This is a genomic window from Meiothermus hypogaeus (genome assembly GCF_003574035.1).
Lineage (GTDB): Bacteria > Deinococcota > Deinococci > Deinococcales > Thermaceae > Meiothermus > Meiothermus hypogaeus.
This window is the reverse complement of record NZ_QWKY01000012.1, coordinates 49,471-62,960: the sequence shown is the minus strand read 5'-3', so window position 1 is coordinate 62,960 and position 13,490 is coordinate 49,471. Positions and strand designations below refer to the sequence as shown.

14 protein-coding genes are annotated in these 13,490 nt (G+C 57.6%); 5 read left to right on the top strand and 9 right to left on the bottom strand.

The annotated features are described in order from the left end of the window. Positions 1-160 precede the first annotated feature (160 nt). The 5 genes from Mhypo_RS05065 to Mhypo_RS05045 form a co-directional block, all read right to left on the bottom strand. Entirely contained in the window at positions 161-973 is an 813-nt protein-coding gene (locus tag Mhypo_RS05065; protein WP_119340219.1) for a GGDEF domain-containing protein, read from the bottom strand. 51 nt (positions 974-1,024) lie between these two features. Next, on the bottom strand, positions 1,025-1,240 hold the full coding sequence (locus Mhypo_RS05060; protein WP_119340218.1) for a hypothetical protein: 216 nt from the start codon (positions 1,238-1,240) through the stop codon (positions 1,025-1,027). Between the two features lie 206 nt (positions 1,241-1,446). After that, positions 1,447-2,217, bottom strand: a complete 771-nt coding sequence (locus tag Mhypo_RS05055; RefSeq protein WP_119340217.1) for a succinate dehydrogenase/fumarate reductase iron-sulfur subunit — start codon at positions 2,215-2,217, stop codon at positions 1,447-1,449. A gap of 2 nt (positions 2,218-2,219) precedes the next feature. Then, the gene (locus Mhypo_RS05050) at positions 2,220-4,049 is read right to left on the bottom strand and encodes a fumarate reductase/succinate dehydrogenase flavoprotein subunit (protein WP_119340216.1); all 1,830 of its coding nucleotides are present in this window, start codon (positions 4,047-4,049) and stop codon (positions 2,220-2,222) included. Positions 4,050-4,061: 12 nt separating this feature from the next. Beyond that, the gene (locus Mhypo_RS05045; protein WP_119340215.1) at positions 4,062-4,814 is read right to left on the bottom strand and encodes a succinate dehydrogenase; all 753 of its coding nucleotides are present in this window, start codon (positions 4,812-4,814) and stop codon (positions 4,062-4,064) included. A gap of 295 nt (positions 4,815-5,109) precedes the next feature. Between Mhypo_RS05045 and speD the strand changes: the two genes are divergently transcribed. Beyond that, positions 5,110-5,550, top strand: a complete 441-nt coding sequence (gene speD, locus Mhypo_RS05040; RefSeq protein ID WP_170148217.1) for an adenosylmethionine decarboxylase — start codon at positions 5,110-5,112, stop codon at positions 5,548-5,550. A 52-nt stretch (positions 5,551-5,602) separates the two neighbouring features. After that, positions 5,603-6,652: a cyanophycinase gene (locus tag Mhypo_RS05035; protein WP_119340214.1), complete on the top strand. Its 1,050-nt coding sequence runs from the start codon at positions 5,603-5,605 to the stop codon at positions 6,650-6,652. Positions 6,653-6,662: 10 nt separating this feature from the next. On the opposite strand, the gene Mhypo_RS05030 is transcribed toward Mhypo_RS05035, so the two are convergent. Further along, the gene (locus Mhypo_RS05030) at positions 6,663-7,460 is read right to left on the bottom strand and encodes an IclR family transcriptional regulator (RefSeq protein ID WP_119340213.1); all 798 of its coding nucleotides are present in this window, start codon (positions 7,458-7,460) and stop codon (positions 6,663-6,665) included. 152 nt (positions 7,461-7,612) lie between these two features. Between Mhypo_RS05030 and aceB the strand changes: the two genes are divergently transcribed. Beyond that, positions 7,613-9,187: a malate synthase A gene (aceB, locus tag Mhypo_RS05025; protein ID WP_186814622.1), complete on the top strand. Its 1,575-nt coding sequence runs from the start codon at positions 7,613-7,615 to the stop codon at positions 9,185-9,187. A gap of 590 nt (positions 9,188-9,777) precedes the next feature. On the opposite strand, the gene Mhypo_RS05020 is transcribed toward aceB, so the two are convergent. Together Mhypo_RS05020 and Mhypo_RS18045 are read right to left on the bottom strand one after the other, a co-directional pair. Beyond that, the gene (locus tag Mhypo_RS05020) at positions 9,778-10,515 is read right to left on the bottom strand and encodes a single-stranded DNA-binding protein (protein WP_119340212.1); all 738 of its coding nucleotides are present in this window, start codon (positions 10,513-10,515) and stop codon (positions 9,778-9,780) included. 146 nt (positions 10,516-10,661) lie between these two features. Further along, entirely contained in the window at positions 10,662-10,823 is a 162-nt protein-coding gene (locus tag Mhypo_RS18045) for a hypothetical protein (RefSeq protein WP_170148216.1), read from the bottom strand. A 538-nt stretch (positions 10,824-11,361) separates the two neighbouring features. On the opposite strand from Mhypo_RS18045, the gene Mhypo_RS05015 reads away from it, so the two are divergent. Further along, positions 11,362-11,982 carry a 50S ribosomal protein L25 gene (locus Mhypo_RS05015; RefSeq protein ID WP_119340211.1) on the top strand — a complete coding sequence of 207 codons (621 nt, stop codon included), beginning with the start codon at positions 11,362-11,364 and terminating at the stop codon, positions 11,980-11,982. Between the two features lie 68 nt (positions 11,983-12,050). Then, on the top strand, positions 12,051-12,659 hold the full coding sequence (gene pth, locus Mhypo_RS05010; RefSeq protein ID WP_119340210.1) for an aminoacyl-tRNA hydrolase: 609 nt from the start codon (positions 12,051-12,053) through the stop codon (positions 12,657-12,659). A 24-nt stretch (positions 12,660-12,683) separates the two neighbouring features. Here pth and pstB read toward each other — a convergent pair whose 3' ends face one another. Continuing rightward, complete coding sequence (pstB, locus tag Mhypo_RS05005; protein WP_119340209.1) at positions 12,684-13,490, bottom strand: phosphate ABC transporter ATP-binding protein PstB; 807 nt, start codon at positions 13,488-13,490, stop codon at positions 12,684-12,686.

Sequence of the window (13,490 nt, the reverse complement as noted above, 5' to 3'; positions counted from 1 at the left end):
CCAAGGGGCGGTATCGCCCTCCGCTACGCGGATAACTTCCAAGGGGCGGTATCGCCCTCCGCTACGCGGATAACTTCGGTCGGGTTAGTTCGTCACCAAAGGGTGACGAACTAACCGAATCTGGTATTACATCCACGCCCGTGTCTTTCAGACTATGTGCCTAGCCTGCAACTTCCACCCGGTTGCCCCCCGCTTGCTTGGACATATACATGGCTGTGTCGGCCCTCGAGATCAAGGAGTCGGGGGTGTCGTCCGGTGCTGCTGTGGCAATGCCAAAGCTGGCCGAAACGGGGTGCGGTTTGTCCGGGGTATTCTCGGCCAGTAGCGTCTGGAGACGCTCGCATAACTTGCGGGCTTCCTGAAGGGGGGTGCTGGGTAGCAATAATACAAACTCCTCTCCGCCCCAGCGTCCGAGTTGGTCGCTCTGGCGCAGGTTCTGCTGCAAGACCTGAGCGGTGTGGGTTAGCACCTTGTCGCCCATTTCGTGCCCGTACTTATCGTTAATTTGCTTGAAGCGATCCAGATCCAGCAATACCAGTGAAAGGGGTTCGCCGGTTTTTTGGTGGTGCTCGAGGGCCCGATACAGGGCTTCCATGATAGAGCGGCGGTTGGCGATGTTGGTTAGTGGATCTGTATGGGCCAGCCAATAGAACCTGGCGGCCTCGAGACGCACCTGCATGGAGTGTTCTTTAGAGAGCACCAGCAGCCGGAACAGTATCAAATAACACAGTTGCGAGACGTAAAGCTGCACTACCGCGTTTTGGTCGATGGGTATTCCCTGCAAGGACTGGGGCACCACGGTCAGCAGACCTACCAACACAAAGGCCGAAAAAATTCCCAGCGAAACCAGCCAGGCCTGGCGGGGCGTAAACACGAAGTAGGCCATTACAAACACCACCGCAATCCACAGCGAGGAGTTCCACAATCCTTCGCTGTTCAGAGCCAGCAGGTTGTAGTAGATATTGAGCACCATCAGCAGCGCAGCGCTCCAGAAAACCCCATGCTCGACGGTGTGAAAATTGACTCATCTGGGAATCAGCAACCCAATCCAGCACAACCCCAGCCAGATGGCCATAATCAACAAAGAATACTTCTCGTAAAAAGTTTCCTCATTGGCGATATCGAGCTGCGACCAGGCAAAAAGCGCAGCCCACACCACCACCGGCAGGATGAAAAAGTAGGCCCTGGCCCGCAGGGGAGCAGTGGAGTCAATGTCCTCGAGAATCGGCTGGGACGGCATAAAAATTTCTTATCATTTTGCACCAATTTCAAAGGTTCGCAAGATGCCCGATGGCAGTAACCCTGTACAGTGCACGATACAGCCAACTCTACCTTGAAACAGGTATTGAGGAAAGTACACAAATCGGTACTGTTCCTCCTGCAGTTTGAATATACGAAGCCCCTCTCCAGCCAGAATCCAGGAGAGGGGCTTTATAGCAAGCTCGCTTAGTCGTCCGCCGCCTGACCGCTGGGCTCAGCGCGTTTCTTGCTGCCGAACAGGCGCCGGAAGAAGCCCAGTACCGGGTCGTAGTACTCGTCCACCACCCGTTCCTTGAGTGGGATAATGGCATTATCGGTAATGTGGATGTGCTCGGGGCAGACCTCGGTGCAGCACTTGGTGATGTTGCAGTAACCAATGCCGCCCTCGTTTTTGAGCATGTCCAGGCGGTTTTCAACGTCCAGCGGGTGCATTTCCAGGCTGGCCGTGCGCACGAGCAGCCGCGGCCCGATAAAACCGGTTTTTTCGTCGTGTTCCCGCAGTACGTGGCATACATTCTGGCACAAGAAACATTCAATACACTTCCTGAACTCCTGTACCCGATCCACGTCTTCCTGGAACATGATCCAGTCGGTGCCAGGGGCCGGGGTGAAAGGCTTGATTTTCTTATTGGCTTCGTAGTTCCACTTCACATCGGTGGCCAGGTCTCGGATGACCGGGAAGGTCTTCATGGGCCGCACGGTGACAGGCTTGCTGGTATCAATGGTGTCCAGCCGGGTCATGCACATCAAGGTGGGCTTCCCATTCACTTCGGCCCCACACGAGCCGCACTTGCCGGCTTTGCAGTTCCAGCGACAGGCCAGGTCGGGAGCCTGCTCGGCCTGAATCTGGTGGATGGCATCCAGCACCACCATGCCCTCTTGTACCTCGACGGTGTAATCTTTTAGCTCACCACCGTTTCGATCCCCTCGGAAAACTTTGAAGGTGACGGTTGACATATTCACGCACCTACCTTGTCGCTGAGTTCTTTGAGGTCTTTGGCCTCGGCTATCTTTCGCCGGTCTTCGGGCATTTCCGGCAGCGGCTCAGCCACCACATTGAGGGTTCCATCGCTGCTGCGCCGGATGATGTGGTTAAGTTTGGCAAAAGTGGGGTCGGGGTCGGGATAGTCCAGGCGTGCGTGGCCACCCCGGCTTTCCTTGCGGGCCAGGGCTGCAAGTACCACTGCCTCGGAAATCTCGACCATCAGGCGCATGTCCAGGGCCGTGTGCCAGCCGGGGTTGTAGGCTCGGCCTCCCGAAACCGAGGTGTTCCAGGCCCGCTTTTTGAGGTTGGCCAGAATCTCGAGCTGTGTTTTGAGTTCATTTTCTTCGCGCATAATGCCTGCGTTTTTCTGCATGGTTGCGCGAAGTTCTTTCATGAGCGCAAAGGGGTTTTCGCCCTGGGGATTGTTGAATGGTTGCAGGGCTTCGGCAATGTAGGCCCGCACCTGAGCCTCGTCTACCTGATAAGAGCCGGTCTGTTTGGCTGCGTACTCGGCCGCGGCCATACCAGCCCGACGCCCAAAAACCACCAGGTCGGACAGCGAGTTGCCCCCCAGGCGGTTAGCACCGTGTAGCCCTCCAGCCACCTCGCCTGCAGCGTAGAGTCCCGGCACGTTGGTGGCCTGGGTATCGGGGTCTACCCGGATGCCCCCCATCACGTAGTGGCAGGTCGGACCCACCTCCATGGGTTCTTTGGTGATGTCCAGGTTGCCCAGTTTCATGAACTGGTGGTACATGCTTGGGAGCTTCTTTTTAATGTAATCAGCAGGGCGGCGGCTGGCGATGTCCAGGTAAGCGCCCCCGTGGGGACTCCCCCGGCCTTCGTTGACTTCCTTACGAATGGCCCTAGCCACCACATCACGGGTAAGGAGCTCCGGCGGTCTCCGGGCGTTGCGGTCGCCTTGCAGCCAGCGCTCGGCCTCCTCTTCGGTTTCGGCGAACTCGCCTTTGTAGCGCTCGGGCACGTTGTCGAACATGAAGCGCTTGCCCTCGCTGTTCTTGAGCACCCCGCCCTCGCCGCGGACTCCTTCGGTGACCAGAATGCCCATCACACTGGGGGGCCAGACCATGCCGGTGGGGTGGAACTGGATGAACTCCATATCGATTAGATCAGCGCCCACCATGCTAGCCAGCGAGAAGCCATCGCCGGTGCACTCCCAGGAGTTGGAGGTGATCTGGTAGATGCGCCCCAGACCCCCAGTGGCCAGCACCACGGCCTTGGCCCGGAAGACCAGGAATTCGCCCGTCTGGCGGTTGAAGCCCAGCGCCCCCACCACCGCGCCACCCTCTGTCAGGAGGCGATAGATGGTGGTTTCCATGTGGGCATTGATGCCCATTTTCACAGCGTGGTCTTGCAGGGTGCGAATGAGCTCGAGACCGGTACGGTCGCCCACGTGGGCCAGCCGGGGATAGGAGTGCCCGCCAAAGTTGCGCTGGTTGATCTTGCCATCGGGGGTACGATCAAAGACCGCGCCCCACTGCTCCAACTCGCGCACCCGGTCGGGCGCTTCTTTGGTGTAGTTCTCCACCATCTTCCAGTTGTTGAGCATCCCCCCGCCCTTGAGGGTGTCGCGGAAGTGCACCTTCCAGTTATCCTCGGAGCGCACGTTGCCCATAGCGGCAGCCATGCCCCCCTCGGCCATCACGGTGTGGGCCTTGCCCAAGAGGCTCTTGGTAACCACCCCTACCCTGGCCCCTTTTTCAATGGCCGCAATGGCAGCCCGTAGACCCGCGCCACCCGCGCCAATTACCAGTACGTCGTAGTCGTAAGTTGTGTAGGATTCCATGATCTGGCTCCTTTAGAAAAAGCGGAAATCGGTGATGGTGCCCATGGAGCACAGGCGAATGTAGACATCGGTAAACCACACCGAAAACATGCTGATTACAGCCCAGAACCCGTGGCTCTCGTTGATACGGGTGATACGCTGCCACAGGTTGTAACGGGTTTTGTGCTTGGACATGCAGTTAAGGCAGCCTCCGGCGATATGCCGCCAGGCATGGCAGGAGAAGGTGTAGTAAGAGAGCAGAATTACGTTGGCCAGCATGATTAGACTGCCTACCCCAATGCCGAAACCATCGCTGAAGAAGAAGGCTTTGATGGCTTCATACCAGAGGAAAATCATGACCGGAATGGAGAGATACCAGAAGTAGCGGTGCAGGTTGTTGAGCACAAAAGGGAAGGCCCGTTCCCCGCCATACGATTTGCGCAGCTCAGGAACCGCACAAGCCGGTGGATCCCAGAAGAAAGCTCGGTAATAGGCTTTGCGGTAGTAGTAGCAAGTGGCACGGAAGCCCAGCGGAATCCACAGCACCAGGAAAGCGGGTGAAATCGCCAGCCAATCCAGGTCGCGGGCATGCACTCCCGGAATGGGAATCGAGTAGAAGGGCGATATGTAGGGTCCAAACTCGTAGTGCTGGCGATTCCAGGCCACCCACATGGCATATAACCCAAATATGCCCAGGCTCAAGACTGTAAAGAGGGGCTCGATCCACCAGTTGTCTTGCCGATCTGTTAACCGTTTTTCAGTACCTGTCACAGGTTTGGTGCTCATTTCCCCTAGACTATACCCGCTTTAGGGCAGGTATGGATACTAAAGAGGCACACATTGGCTCTTGGAGAGGACTGGTGTAATTAATAACAGTTATTCCAATCTACTTGCTACGAAACGCGCCGATTTTTTGTACAGAACGGTTTTTCCCTCCATTGGTTGACACCTTCCCCCCAGGGGCCCATAATGATGGGCTGTTGAGGACGACCCTTGGGTGGCCGTCCAGCAGAGGGCTGCGGACAAGGCATGGGGGCAGAGCCTGGTGCTTGAAAGCCGCAAGCTTTTGGAGGTTACGAGGTTGGAACTGTTCGGTTTTGGCCCGCACCTGATGATAGACGGCTACCACGCAAATGCAGAAAAACTGGCCGACTTCGAGCTGATTCGTCAGGTACTTGATCAGCTGCCCGAAGAGATGGAGATGACCAAGGTGCTGCCGCCGGTAGTGCAGCGCTATCCAGCCATGCCAGGCCAGGCGGAAGGGATTACGGGGGTGGTGATTATCGCCGAAAGCCACATCGCCATTCATACCTTCCCCAGCCAGCGTTTTATCAGCGTGGATATTTTTTCCTGCAAGGAGTTTGACCTGGGCAAGGCCCTCAGGCAAGTGGTTGAACACTTCGAAATTGGGCGCTACGAGACCTACTTGATCAATCGGGGCAAAGAGTACCCCAAAGACATCGAACTCGCTCGGAAAATTGTGGCAGGCGAGCGGGAGTATGTGGAAGCCCGTATTGGATAGCTGGGGGTTTCCAACATCGGTAAACTAAGGCCGGGAAGAGCCCCGGTTTTTTATGGGTACGCTTATTTTGGTGGGTGGGGCACTTCAGCCCGATAACAAAGCGGTATTTGCGAAAATCCTCGAGCACTGCGGTCCCCGCATCGGCATCTTTACCACCGCCAGCAGCAACCCGGCCCAAAGCTGGGAAGTGAATGCTGCCCTGTTCAGGTCACAGGGCTTTGATCCCCAACACATTGGCATCACGGTTGAAAATGCCGGTATCCTCGCCTACGACCCTGCTGTGCGCTCGCAAGTGCAAAGCTGCTCGGGGTTTTTCTTTGCTGGGGGGGATCAACGCCAGATTACCCGGGCTTTGCTGGGAACCCCTGTCCTGGCGCTATTGAGGCGTCAGTTTGCAGAAGGAGCCGGGGTGGCTGGTAGCAGTGCCGGCACAGCGGCAATGGCCGACCCGATGATTGCCGGGGGCCAGAGCCTGGACACCTGCTTGGGCGACGGAGAGACGCTTTCCTTGCAGCCTGGGTTGGGGTTGGTCAAAAACCTGCAGGTAGACCAACATTTTCTGGCCTGGGGGCGCTTTGGGCGGCTAATGTGGGCGATGGAGCAAGCCGGGGTAGGGCTCGGCGTGGGTGTGGACGAAAACACCGCGCTGGTGATGCCGAAGCAGGGCCCCTGGGAGGTTGCGGGCGAAAGTTACGTGGCTTTCCTCGAGCGCACCCTGGCTGGCTGGCAGGTGAGTTTGCTGGCCCAAGGGGACCGCTACGACTTGGCCCTGGGGCAATTCCAGATACACCCCAGCCGCAGCCCCATCCAGATGCCTGACCCGGAACTGAAAAACCTTATGAGCACCGATATCTTTGCGCCGTATGCCTTATCCTGGACGCTGACCCGCCTGGTGCAGAGCGCCGATCAGGCGGCCACCGGGTTATCGTTTCGAGCCAGCCCGGAGGATGGCTTCAGCGCCCTGGGTGTTCGGGTGCGTTTCTACAAAACCCCTCAAACGATGGGCTACGACGGCCCTTCGGCGCCTGGAGAGCGCTTTAGTGTGGTGCGAGTGGGGTTGAGCCTCGAGGCGATTCGGGTACAGGTAGAGCCGGTGACCTGAGGCCTGCCCACTACGCCGACCAGCCCAGCCGTGCCGAGACCGCGTCGGCTGCCTGGCGTACTCGAGCGCCCAGCTCGCTGAGCCGCTCGTCGGGGATGCGGGTTGCGGGGGCCGAGAGCGACATCGAGGCCACCACCTTACCCCGGTTGTCGTGGATGGGGGCAGCGATGCAGCGCACCCCGTCCTCGCGCTCTTCGTCGTCGAGCACGTAGCGGCGTTGGCGGGCTTCTTGCAGGGTTTGCAAGAAATGCTCGAGGGTAGTTATGGTCTTGGTGGTGTAGGGCTTGAATGGTCCTGCGCCCACAATGCGCCGTACCTCGGTCTCGCTGTGCTCCAGTAACAGCGCCTTGCCCACCCCGGTGCAGTAGATGGGAGCTCGGGCCCCGATGCGGGTAAACATGCGGATGAGCTGCCGTCCTTCTACCTGAGCGATGTAGATGACCTCGTGGCCGTCCAGTACCGCTAAGTTGACGGTCTCGTTGAGTTCGTCTACCAGTTTTTCCATCTCCGGGGTGGCCGCCTCGATCAGCCCGCCCCGGGTGAGAAAGGCCGAGCCCACCTGGTAGGCCCGCAGGCCCACCTTCCACAGGCCTTTGGCTTCGTCCCAGTCGGCAAAGCCCCTGCGGCGCAGGGTTTCCAGGAGCCGGTAAGCGGTGCTGGGGGAGAGGTCGGTTTTACGGGCGAGTTCCGAGAGGGAGAGGGTCTCGGCCTCGGACAACACCTCCAGCAGGTGCAGGCCGCGCTCGAGGGTACGTACCTCGCTTACTTCGGTAGAGCGGCTGCGCCCTGGGCGACGCTTGGTTTCCATGACTTTAGCTTAGGATAGTGGGAGATAATTTTCAATAGATGCAAAATAATCTCACTGGTTGACAAACTCATTTTCCAGGGGCTAGGCTTGGGCTTGGAAAGGGGCAGGGAGTTCTGTGCCCCGTTCACCTTACCCCTTATCAGGAGACCCCAATGAGCGAGATGCCCCAAGGTGTACAGATTATCGGCCCCAAACTTCCCGCCTCCAATACCGTGCTGACCCCAGAGGCCCTGGCCTTTATAGCCGGACTCCAGCGTGAATTTAACGCGGTTCGTAAAGGTTTGCTGCAGCGCCGCGCCGAAGTTGCCAGGCGCATCGAGGCAGGCGAGAAACCGGGTTTCTTACCTCATACCCGCTTCATGCGCGAAGGCGATTGGAAAGTGGCGCCTGCTCCGCCCGACCTCAACGACCGCCGGGTTGAAATTACCGGCCCCACCGAACGCAAGATGATGATCAACGCCCTCAACTCGGGGGCTAAGGTCTTCATGGCCGACTGCGAGGACTCCCTTTCGCCGACCTGGGAGAACGTGGTGCAGGGCCAGCAGAACCTGATGGATGCGGTGCGCCGCACCATTAGCCTGAGCACGCCGGAAAAGGAATACAAGCTGGGCGAGAAAATCGCTACCTTGCTGGTGCGCCCTAGGGGCTGGCACCTGGTGGAGCGACACGTGCTGGTGGATGGCGAACCCATGTCGGGGAGCCTGTTCGACTTCGGACTGTACTTTTTCCACAACGCCCACGAGCTACTGCGGCGGGGTAGCGGGCCCTACTTCTATCTGCCCAAGCTCGAGAGCCACCTCGAGGCCCGCCTTTGGAACGATGTCTTCAAGTTTGCCCAGAGCTACCTGGGCATTCCTCAGGGCACCATCCGGGCCACGGTACTGATCGAGACCATCCTGGCCGCCTTCGAGATGGAGGAAATCCTCTACGAACTGCGCGAGCACGCCGCCGGTCTTAATGCCGGGCGCTGGGACTACATCTTTAGCTGCATCAAAAAGTTTGCCACCCACGAGGTACTCTTCCCCGACCGGGCCCAGGTCACCATGACGGTGCCCTTCATGCGGGCCTACACCGAGCTGCTGGTACGCACCTGCCATAAGCGCGGCGCCCACGCCATTGGGGGTATGTCAGCCTTCATCCCCAGCCGCAAAGACCCCGAGGTCAACGCCAGGGCCATCGAGCAGGTCACCAGGGACAAAGAACGCGAATCGGGCGATGGCTTCGATGGCACCTGGGTGGCCCACCCCGATCTGGTGCCGGTGGCCCTGGCAGTTTTCGATAAGGTGCTGGGTGACAGGTCCAACCAGAAAGACCGCCTGCGCGAGGACGTGGATGGCAAGATCAAGTCCGAGCACCTGATTGACTTCAATGTGCCAGGCGGCAAGATCACCGAGGCCGGGATTCGCAACAACATCAGCGTGGAGCTTCAGTACATGGCGGCCTGGCTGGGCGGGAGCGGGGCAGTGGCTATTTTCAACCTGATGGAAGACGCCGCTACCGCCGAAATTTCTCGTTCGCAACTGTGGCAGTGGCTGCGCAAGGGGGCAAAACTAGAGGACGGGCGTACCTTCACCCCGGAGTTGTATACACAGCTCAAGCAGGAAGAGATGGCCAAGCTAGCAGGCATGAAGAACCTCGAGCAAGCCGCACAGCTCCTGGACGAACTGGTGTTGCAACCCGAGTTCAAGGAGTTCCTGACCCTGCCCGCTTACGAGCGACTGGACTGAAGTTGAGCTGTTCTGCTCCAGCGCAGATGCCCGACTGGGTGGGGGTATGAGCCGAAAGCGCAATATGGCTTATGAAGGGTGATGGTTGAAACCCCCGGTGACGACTCCCCACTCTGAAGAGCAGGGCTTCTCGGGCATGATGGAACTGTTTGCACAGCGCCCATCCCCGAAGGCTCCGTCCGAGCCCAGAAAGAACCTTGACTCCGTATCGGCAGGCGAGCGCAATGCTTCTAGCTCTGCCACGGGTGTTCGTTTGGAGTTTTACCCATCGGACTACCCGATGGAACCCCCTACTCCAAGTTTCAAGGTGCGCGGGGAACGCTGTCCCCAAGGAGATTGTACAACACATCCACCGCTCACCATGCTGTGTGCTCCCTCGGAGCACGTGGGGGAGTCCATGTATCCCCGGTTTGAAAACTGGGGGATTATAGCTCCCCCACACCCCCTCCTTTTTCTAAAGGCAAACTACTTGAGCAACTTTGAATCATCGCGGATAGATTTCACCGTTAAGCCGTCCGCAAGAAAACATAGAGGCGCACGGGTTGTGCGCCTCAACGGCCTTGACTCAGCGATGCATCTGTAGCAGCAATCTAGGCGGCTTTGGTCTTGGTTTTTACCTTGTTGCCTTTGACCATAGGGGGCTCTTCTGGGCTGCGCTCGGCGCTGCGGATGCGGGCTAGGGGGGTCACACGCTCTACTTCCAGAAGGCGCTTGTAGCGCTTGGCTTTGCTTTCTTTGTCTTCCCAGACCTCGGTTTTGAGTGAGCCTTCCAGGAGTACCTGCGAACCCTTCTTGAGATCGGCAAACTGCACCGCCAGGTCGCGCCAGGCTTCCAGCTCGATATAGTGGCTCCGGGCCTGTCCTGCCGAAGCGTCCCAGCTCGAGAAGCCCAGGCTGGCCCTGGCCACCGGGGTTTTGAGTGAGGTCTGGCGAATCTCGGGGTCGGCGGTCAGGCCGCCCGACAAAATCACCCGGTTCATGGCCCCGTATAGCACCGGGCCTTTTTCTTCCTCGCGCACGTCGGCGTTTTCCAGCTTGAAGAGTTCCTCGCCCACAATGCGCAAGCGCGAGCCCTTTACGCCGTCTGCCTCCCAGGACTCGTAAACCAGCCGGCCCATGGCCTGGTAGGCTTGTCCGTCTGCCAGTTGATCGGCCCAATGCTCGGCCAGCTTGCCATAGAAGGTGAGGTCGGCGCGGGAGAAGAGATGGTTCTCGCCGACGGCCCGCTTGCCGATGAGGGAGACCTCGAGCACCGGGGTGCCTTTGGGGGTATAGCGAAGCTCGCGCTTGCTGAGGACGCCGCTGATGAGGACTAGGTTGGTGGGCATGTTTTTCTCCTTGTGTGTTACGGTCAGATTTTGCAGGTAGTTTTTGGGGTTCTGAAGTCGGGTTTGGTGGTTCAGCGCCCTATCCGCAATGGTTTCTGGCGCTTGACCCTTGATGCTTAACTTGCTTTCTTCAGCTTGCGCTGCTTCTACAGATAGGCCCTGGCGTTGGCTGTACTGCCCTCGAGGCCATCGTCGTGCATCAGCTTTTCGTTTTCGGGTTCCCAGTAGAACACCACCTGGGGGGCATCGACGGGGTAGCCAAAGATGCTTTCCAGATAGGGGTACAGGGGGAGCTTGAGCTTTTTCATCATCCACTTCCGTTTCGGTCTGCGCCACGGGGGCGCTTCTGCTAGGGGCTTGGTGTTTCGGGCGGCTCGTTCGTGCGTTGCGGTCAGTTCTTCAGTTCGTCTACGTTTGATTCCTTCCCCCGTTTGGTTTTGTACCAACTCGGATAAGCTAAGAGTAAAACATAATTGCTCTTTTGTCTAGCCGGCTTGACCATTTCATTTATAAAAACGTTCAGAACTTGATTTTCTGCCCAACCATGTAGGGCTGCTACCCCTGGACAGGGCCTCTTGTATCACTTATAAAAAGCTGTATTCTGTTTTTATCATAAAGTCAGGCCTTGCTCAAAGCCTTGAAACGCAGCCGCCATGCCCTGCTGAACCAGGCCACAGCCCGACTGATGGCGGCACAACTACCCTAAATCCGGCTTTTCTAATGACCAGGGGTTATGGTACACTTTGAAGGCTTGTGTTTTGACCCCCACACGAATGCTGTGGTGTGACCAAAGCAAAATCCTGGACTGGCCAATGTGCAGCCAAGAGAAAGTTTCGGAGGAAGGCAATGGAATACCGCATCAAAGCTCAAAGCCGTGGGAATGAAAATCCTTCGGCACTGCGCGACGCCGGCAAACTGCCCGGTGTGGTCTACAATCGGCAAGAAAACTACAAAGTGGCGGTGGATCTCAAGGAGTTTAACAAGGTCTTCATGGCCGCAGGCATCCACCACGTGATTACCCTCGAGCTCGAGAACGGCAAAACTGTAGATACCCTGGTGCGCCAGGTTAACCTGGACAAGCGCCGTCGCCGCCCCGACCATGTAGACTTCTACGCCCTCTCGGATGAACCTGTACAGATGTGGATTCCGGTCAAGATTGTCGGTACCGCCCAGGGCGTGCGTGAAGGGGGTGTGCTCCAGCTTGTCAACAACGACATCCAGCTCAAAGTTTCGCCTAAGGCCATTCCGCCTTATATTGAGGTTGACGTCAGCAACCTGCGCATTGGCGACAGCATCCACGCCGACGAGCTAACCCTGCCCCAGGGCGTCAAGCTGGCTATGAACCCCCGCGATACCGTTGTGGCGATTGTACCGCCCGAAGATGCAGAAAAGCTGGCCGCCCAGGCCGCAGCCACCCCCGCCGAAGTGGAAGTCATCAAGAAGGGCAAGACCGAAGAGGAGAAGTAGGCCCATAACCCGGTGCCAGGGGCCGAAGGCTGCGGTTTTCCCGGCTTTCGGCCCTCGACATTTTAGACATGTTCCTGATTGTTGGACAGGGAAACCCGGGTTTGCAGTACGCTCGAACCAAGCACAATGTGGGGTTTTGGGTGCTCGACCGGCTTGCTTCGGATTTCCGGCACAAGGGCAAAGCCCTTATTGCTGAGATCGAGTTTCTGAAGGCTTCCGGAGAGCGGGTTTCAGGTCTACTGGTCAAGCCCACCACTTTCTATAACGCTACCGGGGAAGCCGTGGCACCTCTGGCCCAGTTTTACAAGATTCCGCCTGAGCGAATACTGGTTGTGCACGACGAACTGGATTTGCCGCCGGGCAGGTTGCGCTTCAAAGTGGGGGGCAGCAATGCCGGCAACTACGGTTTGGAATCTATTGCAGCCCACCTGGGTACCCGCAATTTCCACCGCCTGCGAATAGGGATTGGTAAACCTCCCACGCCCGAGGAGGGTGCAAACTGGGTACTGTCCGGTTTTCATCCAGCGCAGGCTCGATTGATGGAAAAGGTAATCAAGACCGCTGCCGAGGCTGCGCAAGCTTGGGCTATTGAGGGCATTGAGGCTTGCCAAAAAAAGTACAACGGACTCAACCTTGCTGTCGGCGAACCCACCGACTCCGAACAGGCGGGTTGTTAGCCGGGCGTTGGTGTAACGGGTGTTTTATCCGAAACGACCGGTGATGTAGGCTTCGGTGCGCTTGTCTCTGGGATTGGTGAACATTTGATTGGTAGGGCCTTCTTCAATAAGCACGCCCAGGTGCATAAAAACAGTACGATCTGCAATGCGTGCGGCCTGCTGCATGTTGTGCGTAACAATTACCAGAGAGTAATGTTGCTTGAGTTCAATCAAAAGTGACTCAATCCGCTCAGTTGCGATGGGATCGAGGGCGCTGGTAGGTTCGTCTAAAAGAAGCAGAGGCGGCTCGGTGGCAATGGCCCGCGCAATGCACAGACGTTGTTGTTGACCACCGGATAGGCGCAGAGCGATCTCACCAAGCTTGTCTTTGACCTCATCCCAAAGAGCGGCTCGCTCTAGAGCCCTTTGCGCAACCTCGTCCAGGCCTGTTTTCTGACCTTGTAGACGAAGCCCGAATACCACATTCTCGAAAATGGTTTTTGGGAACGGGTTGGGTTTTTGAAAAACCATCCCAATGTGCCGGCGCACTTCCACAGGGTCGACCTGAGTGTCGTAGATATCGACCCCTTCATAAATTACTTTGCCCTCTAAGCGCACACCTGGCACCAGGTCGTTCATGCGGTTCAAAGAGCGCAATAAAGTGGACTTTCCGCACCCGGAAGGCCCGATGATTGCCGTAATTTTGTTGCGGGGAAAATTGACAGATACGTTGTAAAGGGCCTGGTGCTTACCGTAAAAAAGGTTGAGGTTTTGCACCTGAACTACCGCATCTTCGGCGGGCACTGGCTCCCACCGTACCGTTTCGTGACCAATCGCAACTTCCTGAACCAT